This is a genomic window from Stenotrophomonas rhizophila (genome assembly GCF_007667275.1).
In the GTDB taxonomy this organism is placed as follows: Bacteria; Pseudomonadota; Gammaproteobacteria; order Xanthomonadales; family Xanthomonadaceae; genus Stenotrophomonas; species Stenotrophomonas maltophilia_AE.
In genome coordinates this window covers 390,257-405,783 of the sequence record NZ_VDQT01000002.1, presented here as the reverse complement: position 1 = coordinate 405,783, position 15,527 = coordinate 390,257, and the positions used below count along the sequence as shown (strand labels likewise).

The following is a 15,527-nucleotide window of genomic DNA, read 5'->3' as shown; positions in this document are numbered from 1 at the left end:
ACAGATTGCTGGCTCTATCGGCTTCGTTTGATGGTCGACACGATCAGCCGCACCAGCTCAGCCTCCGCCACCGCGTGCTCCACCAGTCCGGCGGCGACCGCTTCCGAGAGCGACTCCGCCGCGCCCAGGATCGCCCAGTAGCCCGCGTCCGGCACTTCAGTACCGGTGGCAAACCCACCCAGCCAGTCCGCGCACCTGGCGATGAACTCCTGCTGGTATCGCCGCTTTACCTCGATCAACTCGGGTGAGCCCGCCAGGGCAGCGAGGATCCCCTGGATCTCGCTGCCCTGCGACAGGACGCAGTCGATGTAGCCACCGGCAATGGCATGGGCGCGATCCTTCAAGTGCGCCTTGGCCTCGCCGATGCGGGCCTCGAACACCGCCGTCTGGCGCTGGTCGTAGTCCTGGTAGAGCGCGGCCAGCAGCCCGTTGCGGGTCACGAAGTGATCGTAGGCCACCGGCTTGGTGACACCGGCAGCTTCGGCCAGGCGCCCGAGCGACAGCGCATCGGTTCCCTCTTCGCCCACCAGCGCCCACGCCACATCCAGCAACTGGCGCGCGCGTTGTTCGCGCGGCATGCGGCGACGGGGCGGTTCGGGGCGTGCGGGCATCGGAAGGGTCGGTCAGGCAGCAGCAGACGCGCCAATGGTACGGCCGATGTCCGCCGCGGTGCGCAGGTGCGCTTCGGCGCAACCGCTGTCTGATTCCAGCAGCAGCGTGGACGACTGCACGCGTGCGCCGCAGTAATCAAAGATGCCCATGTCGATCTGCGTCTTCATCGCGGTGCCGTAGCCACGCCGCTCGATCATGGCCGCGTCCGCGCCGCCCAGTCCCACCAGATGCACCTGCAGGCGCTGCAGCTTCTTGAGCACCTTGCCCTCAGGGCTCTCGGCATAGGCCCAGCCCTGGGTGAAGACCCGATCGATCCAGCCTTTGAGCAGCGCCGGGAATGACCACCAGTACAGTGGATAGACCAGCACCAGTGTGTCCGCACCATCAATGCGGGCGTGTTCGGCGGCCACATCCTCCGGCAGTGCGCCGGTTTGGCGGAACAGCGCGTTGTCAGCCTGGTTGAAGCGGGGATCGAAGCCCTCCGCAGCCAGGTCGGCGATCTCCACTGTGTTACTGCTGCTGGCGGCAAGGATGGCATCGCCGACCCGGCTCGCCACCGCATGGGTGAGCGAACCGGGTTCGGGGTGGGCAACTACGATCAGGCTGTGCATGGGGAATGATCCCGGAGTGACGTTACCTACTAAAGGTAATATCTGTCTCCCGGAAGACCAGTGCCATGAACGGAACGCTGGGGCGGCATCTGGGCGGTCGAGATGCGACATCGCCCGCGCCCCAAGCGATCCGCCAGAGATTCAAACGACCGCTTGAAACACGCGTAACTTCGCCGAACTGGACACGATCCACCGGTTCCGCCAGACTCCGCCCTTTCCTGTTGCGTGGCACCCATGGCGAAACTGCTGGTCCTGCATGGCCCCAACCTCAACCTGCTCGGTACGCGCGAGCCCGGGGTCTATGGCCACACCACGCTGGCGCAGATCGACCAGGCGCTGCTGGCCCAGGCGCAGGCCGCCGGGCACGCGGTGGAAAGCCTGCAGTCCAACGCCGAACACGTACTGGTGGACCGGGTGCAGGCCGCCCGCACCGACGGTACCACCTTCATCCTGATCAATCCGGCTGCGTTCACCCACACCTCGGTCGCCCTGCGCGATGCGCTGGCGGCGGTGGATGTGCCGTTCATCGAAATCCATCTGTCCAATCCGCACGCCCGCGAGCCGTTCCGCCAGCACAGCTACTTCAGCGACAAGGCGGTCGGCGTGATCTGCGGCTTTGGCGCCGACAGCTACCGCTACGCGATGGACGCGGCGCTGGTCCGCCTGGCTTCGCACTGAACTCCCTTGACCCGAGCGCAACGCGCTTCCCACCACACTGACATCAAAAAAGAGGCCCCTATGGATCTCCGCAAAATCAAGAAACTGATCGACCTGCTGGAAGAGTCGAACCTCGCCGAAATCGAAATCAAGGAAGGCGAGGAATCCGTACGCCTGTCGCGCGCCCCGGTCTCCGGCTACGGCATGGTCCAGGCCCAGCCGCAGATGATGATGGCACCGGCACCGGCCCAGGCCGCCGCGCCGACGATGCCGATGCAGTCGCCGACCGAAGCCTCCACCGGCGGCACCGCCAAATCGGGTCCGGCGCTGCCGGACGGCCACGTGCTGCGTTCGCCGATGGTCGGCACCTTCTACACCTCGTCCGCGCCGGACAAGCCGGCCTTCGTCAGCATCGGCCAGCAGGTCAAGGCCGGTGAAACGCTGGCGATCATCGAAGCGATGAAGATGTTCAACCCGATCGAAGCCGATGCTTCCGGCACCATCGTGGCCATCCTGGGTGAAAACGGCCAGCCGGTCGAATTCGACCAGCCGCTGTTCGTGATCGGCTAAGGATCCGTCCATGCTCGACAAAGTCGTAATTGCCAACCGAGGGGAGATCGCGCTGCGCATTCTGCGCGCGTGCCACACCCTGGGCATCCGCACGGTGGCCGTGCATTCCACGGTCGACCGCAACCTCAAGCACGTGGCGATGGCCGACGAGTCGGTCTGCATCGGCCCGGGTCCGTCGCCGGAAAGCTACCTCAACATTCCGGCGCTGATCGCCGCGGCCGAAGTCACCGACGCCCAGGCCATCCACCCGGGCTATGGCTTCCTGTCCGAGAACGCCGACTTCGCCGAACGCGTGGAGGAGTCCGGCTTCATCTTCATCGGTCCGAAGGCCGACACCATCCGCATGATGGGCGACAAGGTGGAAGCGATCCGCGCCATGAAGGCTGCCGGCGTGCCGTGCGTGCCCGGCTCGGGCGGCCCGCTGGGCGACGACATCGTGGCCAACACCAAGATCGCCCGCGAGATCGGCTACCCGGTCATCATCAAGGCGGCAGGCGGCGGCGGTGGCCGTGGCATGCGCGTGGTGCATGCCGAAGCCTCGCTCAAGAACTCCATCGACACCACCAAGAGCGAGGCCAAGGCCGCGTTCGGCAATGGTGAGGTGTACATGGAGAAGTTCCTGGAGAATCCGCGCCACGTGGAAATCCAGGTGCTCGCCGACGGCCAGGGCAACGCCATCCACCTGGGTGAACGCGACTGCTCGATGCAGCGCCGCCACCAGAAGGTGGTGGAAGAAGCGCCGGCACCGGGCATCAGCGCCGAGCAGCGCGAAGAGATCGGCAAGGTATGCACCGAAGCCTGCGTGCGCATCGGCTATCGCGGTGCGGGTACCTTCGAGTTCCTGTACGAAGATGGCCGTTTCTACTTCATTGAAATGAACACCCGCATCCAGGTGGAACATCCGGTCACCGAAATGGTGACGGGCATCGACCTGGTGGTGGAGCAGCTGCGGATCGCAGCCGGCCACAAGCTGAGCATCAAGCAGAGCGATGTGGTGCTTACCGGCCACGCGATCGAATGCCGCATCAACGCTGAAGACGCGGAGACCTTCGTGCCGAGTCCTGGGCAGATCACCGCGTTCCATCCCCCGGGTGGCCCGGGTGTACGCGTGGACACGCACATCTACAGTGGCTACCGCGTGCCGTCGAACTACGACTCGATGATCGGCAAGCTGATCGTGCACGGCCCGGACCGCGACACCGCCATCGCGCGCATGCGCGTAGCGCTGAGCGAAATGGTAGTGGACGGCATCAAGACCAACGTCGCGCTGCAGCAGCGCATCATGCGCGACAAGGGCTTCCAGGCCGGTGGGCAGAACATCCACTACCTGGAAAAGCGCCTCGCCGAGCGCAAGAACAAGTCGATCGCATTGACCTGATCGGCGCAGTGGAAGCGTGAACGGAAAGGCGGGCACTGCCCGCCTTTCTGCTGTCAGACACCCCGCAGCGGGACCGAGCGCAGCGACTGCGCGCCCAACGGTCCCATGGCCTGCCGCGTGGGGTTCAGTTCCTCCAGGTGCAGCTCGCCCGGCGAAGTGGCGATGACCTTGAACAGGACGTTGTTGCCGATCAGTACCTGCGCTTCGTCCTGCAGCGAAATCAGGCCGGTGGGATGGGCGTGGTGCCGCATGTCCAGGGTGAGCAGCGTGGACGCACCCTGCGGCCCATCGCCCGCCCTGGCCACTGCCCCGACCGCACGCCCGCGATCGCCGCTGGCCACCAGGAAACTGTCGCTGTACAGCGTCTGCCCCACCTCCAGCGCGGCCTGTTGGCGTGCGTCTACGGCCAGCGCCGTGTAGACACGACCGGCATGCGACGGGATGCGGGCCAGGCCCCGGTTGATCCGCGCCACCATCCGGGGTGCATCGGTGAACACCGGAGGCAGCACGCCGCCGGACTGCAGGAACTCGTCCACCGAACGCCGCCGAAGCAGGTAGGTGCGGATCGCGGCCCGCTGCAACTGGCTCAGGCGCAGCCCACCGTTGTGCTGGATGGCACTCTCATACACCTGTGCCGCCTCCAGGCTCGGCATGCCGCGGTACTCGACGTTGAATTCGGCCTGGGTCATGAAGCGGTGCTCGTGTGCCGGCAGCGACTGGCGGATGTCGGCGATGCGATGGGCCAGCCGCCCCCACTGACTCAGGCGGCCCGCGCCCGACGCGCGTGGCAGGTACACCGACAGGCGCTGCGTGAACGCGTCCAGTTGGCGCATGCGCACCCGGAAATAGCGTCCGCTGAACTGCACGTAGTGGCGCAGGCGCCCCCCGTTCCGGCTGAGGTGCCAACCCGGGCGTGCCGGATCGGCGACGATGCCGCGGCTGCGCGCCTGGTCCGCGGTCAGGGCCCGCGCATGGTGCTGGCGGAGGATGCGCGACAGTCCCACCGAAAACTGCGGCTGGCCCGGCACGCACGCGTTTCCGGGTGAGCGCCGGCAACGCGTGGCGCCGACAGGCTCGGCGCCCGCTTCCTCCTGCCCGCGCAGCTGGTAGATGCCATCGCGCTGTTCCAGCGCGAGCGTGCCGATCCGCAACCCGAGCCCGGGATCCCGCCCGGGTTCCAGGGTGGCGGGGTAGTACTGCCCGTCCACGCATACGGCATTGCCCGCCGCGCCGGTGGCGGGATCGTCGTAGTAGAGGATGCCGTCGGGCCCCAGCAGATCCAGCCGCAGCCGAACGGCATCCAGCGGCGTCTGCAGGTGCACCTGCTCGGCCAGGTGGTCGAACAGCCGGATCGAGCTGTCGGCGCGGGCGCGGGAGGTGCGGGGTGTCGCCTCGCCGGCCAGGCGCGCCCATCGCCCGATCACGGTGTCCCACCGCACCGGCACGTCGCCTGCGTCGGTGCGCACCTGGAACCGGCCGTCGCTGATCGACAGCGCGTGGTCGGCGTCTTCGAAGCGCACCTGCACCCTGCCCCCACGCAGTTCCGCCGTGGCCTGGGCAATGGCCGGGTGTGGCGCGCCGGCGGACATGTCGATGTGCTCGTTGCGGGCGCCCGTCCCCGTGCCGGGCGCTTCCAGGCGCAGTCCCGCCTGGCCGAACACGGCCTGCATGACAGTGTCGGGATCCAAGGGGCGGTGTTCCATCGCGTCCGCCCCCAGGTCCAGCACGCTGGCGACTTCCTGCATGGCAAACACGCCACGCGATCCCACCGCAGCCGCCTCGGCAAGCGTGCTCACCGCGTCGCCAACCTGCAGCAGCATGCGCATGCCGGCGCCCAGCGGAGGCGCGCAGCGCACGCCCTGGTGGCGCTCCCAGGCATTGCGGGCGTCCGTGAACAGCTCGGTCACCGGGCTGCGCAGCAGCCCCGCAACGCCGTGCAGCACGCCGGGGATGCCCTGCGAAACAGGGACCGGAATGCAGTTCGCAGGAAGGGAAGACACGGCGCGCGTTGCCGGTGGCCGCGCCGTGGTTGGCTGCAAACCCGCTGCATTGGAGATCGACAGCACCGCTGCCAGCGCCTGGGCCGGGGTTTCAACCCGCCGGATGGTGGTGGTGTCCAGAGGCCGCACGGGAATGGCGGTGACGGGACTACGGGCGTGGAAACGGCCGGCGGCATGCCGGTGGTCGGCGGCGGAGGTGGGCATGGGCAACTCGCAGGAAAAGGCGTGCCCGATGAAACCGAAGCCCAGCACCCCTGTCCAAACGAAACTGCCTACCGCAACGGACGCGACGATAGTCCAGACAGATGCAAATGTCGCTATTGCCCGCTTGGCGTGACCAGGGTCAGCACGGGCGTATCACCCGATGCAGTGAGCCCGGCGGTTGCGCGCCGGGCTGCACGCATCAACGGCTGGCGTCGGCCGCCGTGATCTGGGTGTCCTTCACCGGCGCAACGCCCAGCGACGAGGTCGGATCGACGATCACCATGGTTTCGGTCGAGCCATCGGGCCAGACCACCTGGAAGGTGCTGCCGGCGGGCAACGACGCGAACGGCATCCCACTCTGCGCGCGGTACACCGCAGCGACCTGGCTGGCTCCGGCGCGGCGCACGTCTTCCTGCGCCTTCACCGAGGTGAGCGTCACCTTCGACAACTGCCGGTAGCGGTCGTCGTAGGTATCGATCATGACCAGGCCCACCGCACCAGCCGAATAGGCCACGAACAGCGCCACCCAGAACCAGAACTTGGCGCCATGCAGGAATCGACGGTAATTCATGCGCGGGCCCCCTTGATCAACAGTTCAACCAACGTCTTCATTTTTCCCGCACCTTGCCGCGATACCGCAGCGTCATACACGAATGTGGAGAAGTCCTGCCCACCGTCCTGCGAACAGATCCCTCCGTTCGCACAGAAATTGTTCATCAACACACTGTCCGGCCCGCAGGCCATGCCCAGCTCACAGGCCGCCAGGCGCCAGGCCAGTTCACTGAACTGGTCGCCCGCCACCAGGCCCTGCAGCGCGGCGTCGCCGCTGGCACGCTGGCCCATGGCGGTGGAAATGGCCATGTAGGCTTCCGGGTCGCGCGACTCCATCACCCGCTCGACCAGGTCGCGGCGATAGTCGGCACTGTCTTTCAGCGGCTGGCCCTCGGCGAACAGGGCCGCTTCGGCGGCCAGGTTGCCGGCCCGCGCCGCCAGCACGCGCTGTGTCAGGATCAGGCTGCGGCCGAGCCCATCGCTGGCCACGAAACCGGCGCAGCGCCGTGACACCCGTTCGCGGGCCTGCACCATCGGCGCCGAGGCACTCATGCCCATGCCGGTCAGCAGCGCGTTGTCGAGCTGGTAACCGCCCGGATCCATCGCATAGATCGCGCAGTAGTCGTACACGCGGCTGACCATCCAGCCCGCCTCGGCGTTGCCGTTGGCCGCCTGCAGGCGCAGGCGCTGCGCATACGCGAACAGGTCGGTGTCGCCTTCGATATCGGCGCGCAGGTCCAACGGCAGTCCCGAAGGCACGGCGGCGCTGCGCTCAGTGGCCAGCAGTTGGCGTGCCAGCTGCCGCGCCTGCAGCGGCATGTTCGACCCGGTCACCGTAGGCACGTCCCCGCCCGTGGCCGCCGTCGACTCGGCGTGCAGCGCGCGGTCGCCCGCGCGGTAGCCCACCACACCCAGCAATGCCAGGGCGGGTACCACCAGCAGCCAGGTTTTGAGGGTGGGCACGAAGGCCATTCAGGATCGCCAGGGCGCGGAAGGAGGTCCGCTGGAGGCGAAGTTTAGCAATCACGACTGCCGGTGTCTGAATCGGCTGTTCCGAAGCGTTCGCAGCCGGGATTGAGACGGAATCTGCCAGCCTCCGGCGCAATGGTCTAGCATTCACGGTTTTCCGCAGGTAGTCGCCCCATGCCGTTCCTGGAACTCACCCTCCACTGCACCGAAGCCACCCAGCCCCGCTATGAAAACGCGCTGGACGACGTCGGCGCGCTGGCGGTGACCCTGCTCGATGCCGATGCCGACACCAGCAACGAGCGCGCGATCCTGGAACCGGGCGTGGGCGAAACCCCGCTGTGGAACGACCTGGTGCTGACCGCACTGTTCCCCGCAGACGCCAACGCGCTGGCGCTGCTGGCCGCGCTGGAGGCATTCGACCCGGAGTTGGACTGGAACACGGCCAGCTTCCGCGCGGTGCAGGACGAAGACTGGGAACGCGCGTGGCTGGACCAGTTCCAGCCGATGGCCTTCGGCCAGCGCACCTGGATCGTGCCGTGGAACCATGAACTGCCGGAGGCGGCGCAGGCCGCCGACGCCGCCGTGGTGCGGCTGGATCCGGGCCTTGCGTTCGGCTCGGGCACCCACCCCACCACCGCGCTGTGCCTGCGCTGGCTGGACGGTCTGGCTGGCGACGGCATGCTGGCCGGACAGACCGTACTGGATTTCGGCTGCGGCTCGGGCATCCTGGCGCTGGCCGCGCTGAAGCTGGGCGCCGCACGCGCCGTGGGCGTGGACAACGACCCGCAGGCCGTGATCGCCACCGGCGACAACGCCGAACGCAATGGCCTGCAGGACCGCGTGCAGGTCTACCTGCCGGGCGACGAACCGCAGGCCACCTATCCGGTGGTGGTGGCCAACATCCTGGCCTCCGCACTCGACGCGCTCGCCGATGTGCTGGCCGCGCGCGTGGCGCCGGGCGGGCGTATCGCGTTGTCGGGCATCCTGCACGGACAGGAAGACGAACTGCTGGTGCGTTACGCGCCGTCGTTCGAGCAGCTGCAAGTGGCCCAGGACGGCGACTGGATGCGCATCACCGGCGTCCGTCGTGCTTGAATGAGGCACCTTCGCCCGGCGCTGACCCGATGACCGAGCCCACCCCGCCACCGCGCCGCCCGCTGGCCACTTTCCTGCGTGCCGCGTCCGAACCTGCGCCTGCGCCGGCCGAAGACGCTGCGCTGCCGGAGCAGGCAGCCGAATCGCCTGCGGTCGACGGCGCCGTGGACAGCGGCCATGACCGCGACGCGGATGTCGAGGTCATCGCGCAGGACATCGAGCAGACAGACCAGGACATCGCCCCGGTTGCGGACGCGCACGACGCCGATGCTGCGTTCCAGGCGCCTGCGCAGGGCACCGAACCCGCGCTCGCCCCGGTGGCGCCCAGCTTCATGCGCGCGCCGACGCCCACGGCGCCGACGCCGCGCTGGCAGTGGGGACTGGTGGCCGGGCTGGTCGCGCTGCTGGCGTTGCAGATCGCCGTGGCCGACCGTGCGCGGCTGGCCGCCGACGCCGGCAGCCGGCCCTGGGTGGCCGGGCTGTGCAGCGTGCTGCGCTGCAGCCTGCCGGCCTGGCAGGACCCTGCAGCGTTCAGCATGATCAGCCGCGATGTGCGACCGGTCGTCGGGCAACCCGGCGCGCTGCAGGTGCACGCCAGCTTCCGCAACGACGCGCGCTGGGCGCAAGCCTGGCCGTCGTTGCGGCTGTCGTTGTCCGATGCCGATGGCCGGGTCATCGGCAGCAGCGTCTTCACCCCGCAGGACTACCTGGAGGTGGGCGCCGACGCGGCTGCACTGCTGGAGCCCGGCCAGAGCGCGCAGATCGCCTTCCGGGTCCGCGAGCCGGCCGCATCGACGGTCGCATTCACCTTCGAGTTCCTGTAAACCGGCGTCCTGCCCGCGAGCGTGGCGGGGCGGCGGCGCACGCGCTAGACTGACCCCCTCCAAATTTTCCGCCAGGGTTGTGGTCCGCCCTGGCTTCGCACCGGGATCCTTCTTGAACGCAGTCCTTTCTCGTCCTGACAATAGTCGTGGCGCGCCGAAGCCGCCGCTGCGCGAACACGTGGCCCAGTCGGTACGACGCTACCTGCGCGACCTGGACGGCTGCGACGCGGACGATGTGTACGAGATCGTCCTGCGCGAGATGGAAATCCCGCTGTTCGTGGAAGTGCTCAACCACTGCGAAGGCAACCAGAGCCGTGCGGCGTCGATGCTGGGCATCCACCGTGCCACCCTGCGCAAGAAACTGAAGGAATACGGCATCACTACGTGATGGGCGTACCGACCAACGGTCGGTACCTACCTAGCGGGCGGTGAGGCGGTCGTTTTACCCGGCAGGTACCGACCGCCGGTCGGTACGGCCTACAATATGGGCCCGCTCCGCTTCGATCTCCTGCCCCCATGAGTTCCGATCTGCTGCCCGTGCGCCGGGCCCTGCTTTCCGTTTCCGACAAGACCGGCCTGCTCGACCTGGCCCGCGCCCTGGCTGCCCGCAACGTCGAGCTGCTGTCCACCGGCGGTACCGCCAAGGCGATCCGCGACGCCGGCCTGCCGGTCAAGGACGTGGCCGATGTCACCGGCTTCCCGGAAATGATGGATGGCCGGGTCAAGACCCTGCACCCGCTGGTGCACGGTGGCCTGCTCGGTCGCGCCGGCCAGGACGAGGCGGTGATGGCCGAACACGGCATTGCCCCGATCGACCTGCTGGTGCTGAACCTGTACCCGTTCGAGCGCGTCACCGCCGATGCAGGCTGCACGCTGGCCGATGCGGTGGAAAACATCGATATCGGCGGCCCGGCCATGCTGCGTTCGGCGGCGAAGAACTTCGCCCGCGTCGCGGTGGCCACCGATCCGTCGCAGTACGCGGAACTGCTGGCCGAGCTGGATGCCAACGATGGCAAGCTCTCGGCGGCCAAGCGCTTCGCGCTGTCGGTCGCGGCGTTCAACCGCGTTGCACAGTACGACGCGGCGATCAGCAACTACCTGTCGGCGGTGACCGCCACCGATGCGGCCGTGCCGCTGCGCACCGAGTTCCCGGCGCAGATGAATTCCAGCTTCGTGAAGGTGATGGACCTGCGCTACGGCGAGAACCCGCACCAGGCCGGCGCGTTCTACCGCGACCTGTCGCCCGTGGCCGGCACGCTGGCCACGTTCCAGCAGCTGCAGGGTAAGGAACTGAGCTACAACAACCTGGCCGATGCCGACGCGGCGTGGGAATGCGTGCGCCAGTTCGACGCGCCGGCCTGCGTGATCGTCAAACATGCCAACCCGTGCGGCGTGGCCGTCGGTGCCGGCAACGGCGATGCCTATGAGCTGGCCTATGCCACCGACCCGACCAGCGCCTTCGGCGGCATCATCGCCTTCAACAAGCCGCTGGATGCCGCCACCGCCAAGGTGATCCTGGACCGCCAGTTCGTCGAAGTGCTGATCGCCCCGGATTACGAGCCGGCCGCGCTGGAATACGCGCAGAAGAAGGCCAACGTGCGGGTGCTGCGCATTCCGCACGGCGACGGTCGCAACAACTACGACACCAAGCGCATCGGTTCGGGCCTGCTGGTGCAGAGCGCGGACAACCGTGGCATGGGCCGCGACGAACTGAAGGTGGTCAGCAGGCTGGCCCCCACCGAGAAGCAGTTCACCGACCTGCTGTTCGCCTGGAACGTGGCCAAGTTCGTGAAGTCCAACGCGATCGTCTACGCCAGGGACAACCGCACCATCGGGGTTGGCGCCGGCCAGATGAGCCGCGTGTATTCGGCCCGCATCGCCGGCATCAAGGCCGCCGACGCGAACCTGGTGGTCGAAGGTTCGGTGATGGCGTCCGACGCGTTCTTCCCGTTCCGCGACGGCATCGACGCCGCTGCCGCCGCCGGCATCAAGGCGGTGATCCAGCCGGGTGGTTCGATGCGCGACGCCGAGGTGATCGCCGCGGCTGACGAACACGGCCTGGCGATGGTGTTTACCGGCGTGCGTCACTTCCGGCATTGATTGTTCGGCGTAAGGTGGGGGCCGACCAGGCGTCGGCGCCCGCTGACAGGTTCTGACCGGAGCTGGGGGTGATCGCATGACCGACAACCATGGCGAGCTGATTCTGTACCGCACCGATGACGGTCGGACGGAGGTTCATCTGCGCGCCGCGGAAGGGACGGTCTGGCTGACGCAGGCAGAAATGGCGGCCTTGTTCCAGACCACGCCCCAGAACATCACCCAGCACATCCAGTCAGTCTACGATGACGCTGAGATTGAAGAGTCGGCAACGTGTAAGGATTACTTACAGGTTCGACAGGAAGGGACCCGCGAGGTGCGGCGTACCGTGAAGACCTATCGGCTAGAACTCATCATGGCGGTGGGGTTCCGCGTGCGATCACCACGAGGCGCGCAGTTTCGCCGTTGGGCAGCGGAGGGCCTGTCGCAGTACCTGGTCAAAGGCTTCCTGCTCAACGACGAACGACTCAAGGACGCCGAGCGCGCGGACTACTTCAAGGAACTGCTGCTCCGCATCCGCGACATCCGAAGTTCGGAGAAGCGGTTCTACCAGACGCTGCGTGATCTGTTCAAAGCCAGCAGCAGCGATTACGACGGCACGGCAGCAACAGCCAAGACGTTCTTCGCCACCATCCAGAACAAGCTGGTCTTCGCCATTACCGGCCGCACCGCTGCGCAGCTGATTGTCGAGCGTGCCGATCCCGACGTGGCTCACATGGGCCTGACGAACTGGTCGGGCGACAAGCCCCGCAAGTCCGACGCGGTCGTGTCAAAGAACTACCTGACGCAGAGGGAACTCGATCAGCTGAACCGGCTGGTCACCATGTTCCTCGACTTCGCAGAAGACCGTGCCGAGCGTCGCATCGAAACGCGGATGGACGACTGGATCACGCAGACCGACCGTTTCCTCGACTTCAACGAACGCGCTGTGCTCAACGGTCCGGGCCGCATCTCGAATCAGCAGATGGAGTTGATCATCGCGGAGCGCTACGCAGCATTCGATGCGGAGCGCCGCGTAGCGGACAGAATTACATCTGAGCGCGAGGCCGAGGTCGACATGCGGCAGTTACAAACAGAAGCCAAGCGTCTTGCCTCCGCCGTGAAGCAGGACTGACCGGTTCCAACCTTATTTTCTTACTGTCATCCCAGGAACGCCCTAATGAAAATCCTCGTCATCGGCTCCGGCGGCCGTGAACATGCCCTGGCCTGGAAGCTGGCCCAGTCGTCACGTGTCAGCGAGGTGCTGGTTGCACCGGGCAACGCAGGCACCGCCACCGAGGCCGGCTGCCGCAACGTGCCGGTGAAAGTCACTGACCTGGACGGGCTGCTGGCGTTGGTGCAGGCGGAAGGCATCGAGCTCACCGTGGTCGGGCCGGAAGTGCCGCTGGTGGCCGGCGTGGTGGATCGCTTCCGCGCTGCGGGCCACCGCATCTTCGGGCCGACCGCGAAGGCAGCGCAGCTGGAAGGCAGCAAGGCCTACGCCAAGGACTTCCTGGCCCGCCACGGCATCCCCACCGCGTTCTATGCCGTGCATACCGAGGTGGACGCAGCGCTGGCCTACGTCCGCGACAAGGGCGCACCGATCGTGGTCAAGGCCGATGGGCTGGCGGCGGGCAAGGGCGTGATCGTGGCGATGACGCAGCAGGAGGCCGAAGACGCGGTGCGCGACATGTTGTCGGGCAACGCGTTTGGTGATGCCGGCGCGCGCGTGGTTATCGAGGAATTCCTCGATGGCGAGGAAGCCAGCTTCATCTCGATGGTCGATGGCACCACGGCGCTGCCGATGGCTACCTCGCAGGACCACAAGCGCGTGGGCGATGGCGATACCGGCCCGAACACCGGCGGCATGGGCGCGTACTCACCTGCACCGGTGGTCACCAACGAGGTACACGCACGGGTCATGCGCGAGGTGGTGAACCCCACCGTGCAGGGCATGATCGCCGACGGCATTCCGTTCACCGGGTTCCTCTACGCCGGCCTGATGATCGATGCCAGCGGCGCGCCGAAGGTGATCGAATTCAACGTGCGCTTCGGCGATCCCGAAACCCAGCCGGTGATGCTGCGGCTGCAGTCGGATCTGGTGGAACTGGTCGAAGCAGCGATCGATGCACGCCTGCATGAAGTAGAAGCGCAGTGGGACCCGCGCCCGTCGCTGGGCGTGGTGATGGCGGCGGCGCCCTACCCGGAAACGCCGATCACCGGTGATGTGATTCACGGGCTGGACCAGGTGCCGTCTACGGCCAAGGTGTTCCACGCCGGCACCACGCTGGACGCGCAGGGCCAGGTGCTCAGCGCGGGTGGGCGTGTGTTGTGCGTGGCAGCGCTGGGCGACAGCGTGGCCGATGCGCAGGCCAATGCGTATGCGGGCGTGGCGAAGGTGACGTGGGAGCACGAGTTCCACCGCAACGACATCGGCTGGCGAGCGATCGCGCGCGAGAAGGCGTAAGAGCAGCCGACTAACAGTCGGCTCTACCTTGGCGGTAGGTGCCCACCGTTGGTGGGCACGCCTCTGCCGCAACAAAAAACCCGGCGATGCCGGGCTTTCTGTCTGCTGCGTTGTCTGCCGCGTTATGCGGTGAACAACGCCTTCATCTTCTTCAGCGCGTTCGCTTCGACCTGGCGGATGCGTTCGGCGGAGACACCATACTCATCGGCCAGCTCCTGCAGGGTGACCTTGCTGTCGGCGTCCAGCCAGCGGCGACGGATGATGTCGCGCGAGCGGGCGTCGAGCTCGGCCAGGCCTTCGCGCAGCAGCTGCAGCTGGTTGTCTTCGCTGTCGGCGCGCTCGTAGGCCATCGACGGATCTTCGTCGTTGGCGACCAGGAACGCAGCCGGCGACGGCGGCGCGTGATCGTTGTCGTCATCGCTGGGCGCATCGAAACCGATATCACGGCCGGACAGGCGCGATTCCATCTCAAGCACTTCGCGCTCGGACACGTTGAGGTCCTTGGCGACGGCGGTGACTTCAGCCGCGTTCAACCAGCCGAGGCGGGTCTTGGACTTGCGCAGGTTGAAGAACAGCTTGCGCTGCGCCTTGGTCGTGGCGACCTTGACGATGCGCCAGTTCTTCAGGATGAACTCGTGCATTTCGGCACGGATCCAGTGCACCGCGAAGGACACCAGGCGAACGCCCATGTCCGGGTCGAAGCGCTTCACTGCCTTCATCAGGCCGATGTTGCCTTCCTGGATCAGGTCGCCCAGCTGCAGGCCGTAGCCGTTATAGCCACGGGCCACGTGCACCACGAAGCGCAGGTGGGAATGGACCAGCTCGCGCGCGGCGTCCAAGTCCTGCTCGTCGCGGAAGCGGCGGGCCAGGTCCTGTTCGTCATCGACCGTCAACACCGGGATCTGGTGCACGGCGCCGATGTAGGCGTCCAGCGAACCGAGCGCACTGGGAATCGGGAGATTGTTTGCCACAAGGGCAGTAGACATGTTCTGGCTCATAGGGGTCATCTTATCAGTCCTGTATTTGGACTGCTGACAGTTCAAAAAGTTCCAGCGTTCCGCAGGTGAAACGCTGACGCAGATCAGGCCCTTAACGTACCGCGAAATGGTGACAGTTGCGAGTGGACGCCCTTCGGCGTAATTCCAATATAAATCAATACGATATACGCAAAAACGTCACCACCACGTCGTTTTGGGCAGGACAATCCCACAAAGATCGGCCCATTCAGGATGAAAACGTTGCCAGGCATTCAGCCGAAGCGCCGGCAGAGCTGAACGGTAGCCCAAAATCCCGGCGCCGGACGGTGCCAGCCAGGCATGGCCTGGCTCTACGCGGCAGGGAGTTCCGCACGAATGAGCAGCCCAAAAGCCCGGATGCCACGTGCGCCCGCAAGAGCAGCCAGGCAGGGCCTGGCTCTACGCCGCGACTCCCCACACCCCACAGTAATGCCACCGAAGCCGACCTCGGAAGCCGCAATGCCCGGTAGTGCCACGCCTTGCGTGGCAGGCCAGA

The 15,527-nt window shown here is 66.7% G+C and carries 15 protein-coding genes; 9 read left to right on the top strand and 6 right to left on the bottom strand.

From position 1 onward, the window contains the following. Window positions 1-14: 14 nt before the first annotated feature. Both FSZ13_RS07860 and FSZ13_RS07855 read right to left on the bottom strand, forming a co-directional pair. Window positions 15-611, bottom strand: a complete 597-nt coding sequence (locus tag FSZ13_RS07860) for a TetR/AcrR family transcriptional regulator (protein WP_145478988.1) — start codon at window positions 609-611, stop codon at window positions 15-17. A 12-nt stretch (window positions 612-623) separates the two neighbouring features. After that, on the bottom strand, window positions 624-1,223 hold the full coding sequence (locus tag FSZ13_RS07855; protein WP_145478987.1) for an NAD(P)H-dependent oxidoreductase: 600 nt from the start codon (window positions 1,221-1,223) through the stop codon (window positions 624-626). Window positions 1,224-1,457: 234 nt separating this feature from the next. Here FSZ13_RS07855 and aroQ point away from each other — a divergent pair, with 234 nt between their 5' ends. Genes aroQ through accC form a run of 3 tightly spaced genes read left to right on the top strand, consistent with a single transcriptional unit; the run spans window position 1,458 to window position 3,828 of the window. Then, window positions 1,458-1,901, top strand: coding sequence for a type II 3-dehydroquinate dehydratase (gene aroQ, locus FSZ13_RS07850; protein WP_145478986.1), 444 nt, complete (start codon window positions 1,458-1,460; stop codon window positions 1,899-1,901). A 60-nt stretch (window positions 1,902-1,961) separates the two neighbouring features. After that, entirely contained in the window at window positions 1,962-2,450 is a 489-nt protein-coding gene (gene accB / locus FSZ13_RS07845) for an acetyl-CoA carboxylase biotin carboxyl carrier protein (protein WP_145478985.1), read from the top strand. Between the two features lie 10 nt (window positions 2,451-2,460). Continuing rightward, a complete protein-coding gene (gene accC / locus FSZ13_RS07840; protein WP_145478984.1) occupies window positions 2,461-3,828 on the top strand; it encodes an acetyl-CoA carboxylase biotin carboxylase subunit in 1,368 nt (455 codons plus the stop codon). Window positions 3,829-3,881: 53 nt separating this feature from the next. Here accC and FSZ13_RS07835 read toward each other — a convergent pair whose 3' ends face one another. From FSZ13_RS07835 to FSZ13_RS07825, 3 genes are all read right to left on the bottom strand, one after another. Beyond that, window positions 3,882-6,032, bottom strand: coding sequence for a hypothetical protein (locus tag FSZ13_RS07835; protein WP_145478983.1), 2,151 nt, complete (start codon window positions 6,030-6,032; stop codon window positions 3,882-3,884). 199 nt (window positions 6,033-6,231) lie between these two features. After that, entirely contained in the window at window positions 6,232-6,603 is a 372-nt protein-coding gene (locus FSZ13_RS07830; protein ID WP_145478982.1) for a hypothetical protein, read from the bottom strand. Further along, complete coding sequence (locus FSZ13_RS07825; RefSeq protein WP_145478981.1) at window positions 6,600-7,556, bottom strand: hypothetical protein; 957 nt, start codon at window positions 7,554-7,556, stop codon at window positions 6,600-6,602. Before FSZ13_RS07825 ends, FSZ13_RS07830 begins: the two co-directional genes overlap by 4 nt. Before the next feature lie 171 nt (window positions 7,557-7,727). Between FSZ13_RS07825 and prmA the strand changes: the two genes are divergently transcribed. From prmA to purD, 6 genes are all read left to right on the top strand, one after another. Continuing rightward, complete coding sequence (gene prmA / locus FSZ13_RS07820; protein WP_145478980.1) at window positions 7,728-8,648, top strand: 50S ribosomal protein L11 methyltransferase; 921 nt, start codon at window positions 7,728-7,730, stop codon at window positions 8,646-8,648. Between the two features lie 29 nt (window positions 8,649-8,677). Further along, window positions 8,678-9,472: a DUF3426 domain-containing protein gene (locus FSZ13_RS07815; protein WP_145478979.1), complete on the top strand. Its 795-nt coding sequence runs from the start codon at window positions 8,678-8,680 to the stop codon at window positions 9,470-9,472. Window positions 9,473-9,584: 112 nt separating this feature from the next. Beyond that, complete coding sequence (fis, locus tag FSZ13_RS07810) at window positions 9,585-9,860, top strand: DNA-binding transcriptional regulator Fis (RefSeq protein ID WP_026069829.1); 276 nt, start codon at window positions 9,585-9,587, stop codon at window positions 9,858-9,860. A gap of 128 nt (window positions 9,861-9,988) precedes the next feature. Beyond that, window positions 9,989-11,572, top strand: a complete 1,584-nt coding sequence (gene purH / locus FSZ13_RS07805) for a bifunctional phosphoribosylaminoimidazolecarboxamide formyltransferase/IMP cyclohydrolase (RefSeq protein WP_145478978.1) — start codon at window positions 9,989-9,991, stop codon at window positions 11,570-11,572. A gap of 76 nt (window positions 11,573-11,648) precedes the next feature. Next, the gene (gene rhuM, locus FSZ13_RS07800) at window positions 11,649-12,683 is read left to right on the top strand and encodes a RhuM family protein (RefSeq protein ID WP_145478977.1); all 1,035 of its coding nucleotides are present in this window, start codon (window positions 11,649-11,651) and stop codon (window positions 12,681-12,683) included. A gap of 45 nt (window positions 12,684-12,728) precedes the next feature. After that, window positions 12,729-14,015 carry a phosphoribosylamine--glycine ligase gene (gene purD, locus FSZ13_RS07795; protein ID WP_145478976.1) on the top strand — a complete coding sequence of 429 codons (1,287 nt, stop codon included), beginning with the start codon at window positions 12,729-12,731 and terminating at the stop codon, window positions 14,013-14,015. Window positions 14,016-14,137: 122 nt separating this feature from the next. On the opposite strand, the gene rpoH is transcribed toward purD, so the two are convergent. Beyond that, complete coding sequence (rpoH, locus tag FSZ13_RS07790) at window positions 14,138-15,013, bottom strand: RNA polymerase sigma factor RpoH (protein ID WP_145478975.1); 876 nt, start codon at window positions 15,011-15,013, stop codon at window positions 14,138-14,140. Between the last annotated feature and the right edge of the window lie 514 nt (window positions 15,014-15,527).

What these genes read in the sequence shown, in the direction of transcription:
- FSZ13_RS07860 (WP_145478988.1), bottom strand. Translation starts at nt 611, where the DNA reads ATGCCCGCACGCCCCGAACCGCCCCGTCGCCGCATGCCGCGCGAACAA.
- FSZ13_RS07855 (WP_145478987.1), bottom strand. Translation starts at nt 1,223, where the DNA reads ATGCACAGCCTGATCGTAGTTGCCCACCCCGAACCCGGTTCGCTCACC.
- aroQ (WP_145478986.1), top strand. Translation starts at nt 1,458, where the DNA reads ATGGCGAAACTGCTGGTCCTGCATGGCCCCAACCTCAACCTGCTCGGT.
- accB (WP_145478985.1), top strand. Translation starts at nt 1,962, where the DNA reads ATGGATCTCCGCAAAATCAAGAAACTGATCGACCTGCTGGAAGAGTCG.
- accC (WP_145478984.1), top strand. Translation starts at nt 2,461, where the DNA reads ATGCTCGACAAAGTCGTAATTGCCAACCGAGGGGAGATCGCGCTGCGC.
- FSZ13_RS07835 (WP_145478983.1), bottom strand. Translation starts at nt 6,032, where the DNA reads ATGCCCACCTCCGCCGCCGACCACCGGCATGCCGCCGGCCGTTTCCAC.
- FSZ13_RS07830 (WP_145478982.1), bottom strand. Translation starts at nt 6,603, where the DNA reads ATGAATTACCGTCGATTCCTGCATGGCGCCAAGTTCTGGTTCTGGGTG.
- FSZ13_RS07825 (WP_145478981.1), bottom strand. Translation starts at nt 7,556, where the DNA reads ATGGCCTTCGTGCCCACCCTCAAAACCTGGCTGCTGGTGGTACCCGCC.
- prmA (WP_145478980.1), top strand. Translation starts at nt 7,728, where the DNA reads ATGCCGTTCCTGGAACTCACCCTCCACTGCACCGAAGCCACCCAGCCC.
- FSZ13_RS07815 (WP_145478979.1), top strand. Translation starts at nt 8,678, where the DNA reads ATGACCGAGCCCACCCCGCCACCGCGCCGCCCGCTGGCCACTTTCCTG.
- purH (WP_145478978.1), top strand. Translation starts at nt 9,989, where the DNA reads ATGAGTTCCGATCTGCTGCCCGTGCGCCGGGCCCTGCTTTCCGTTTCC.
- rhuM (WP_145478977.1), top strand. Translation starts at nt 11,649, where the DNA reads ATGACCGACAACCATGGCGAGCTGATTCTGTACCGCACCGATGACGGT.
- purD (WP_145478976.1), top strand. Translation starts at nt 12,729, where the DNA reads ATGAAAATCCTCGTCATCGGCTCCGGCGGCCGTGAACATGCCCTGGCC.
- rpoH (WP_145478975.1), bottom strand. Translation starts at nt 15,013, where the DNA reads ATGAGCCAGAACATGTCTACTGCCCTTGTGGCAAACAATCTCCCGATT.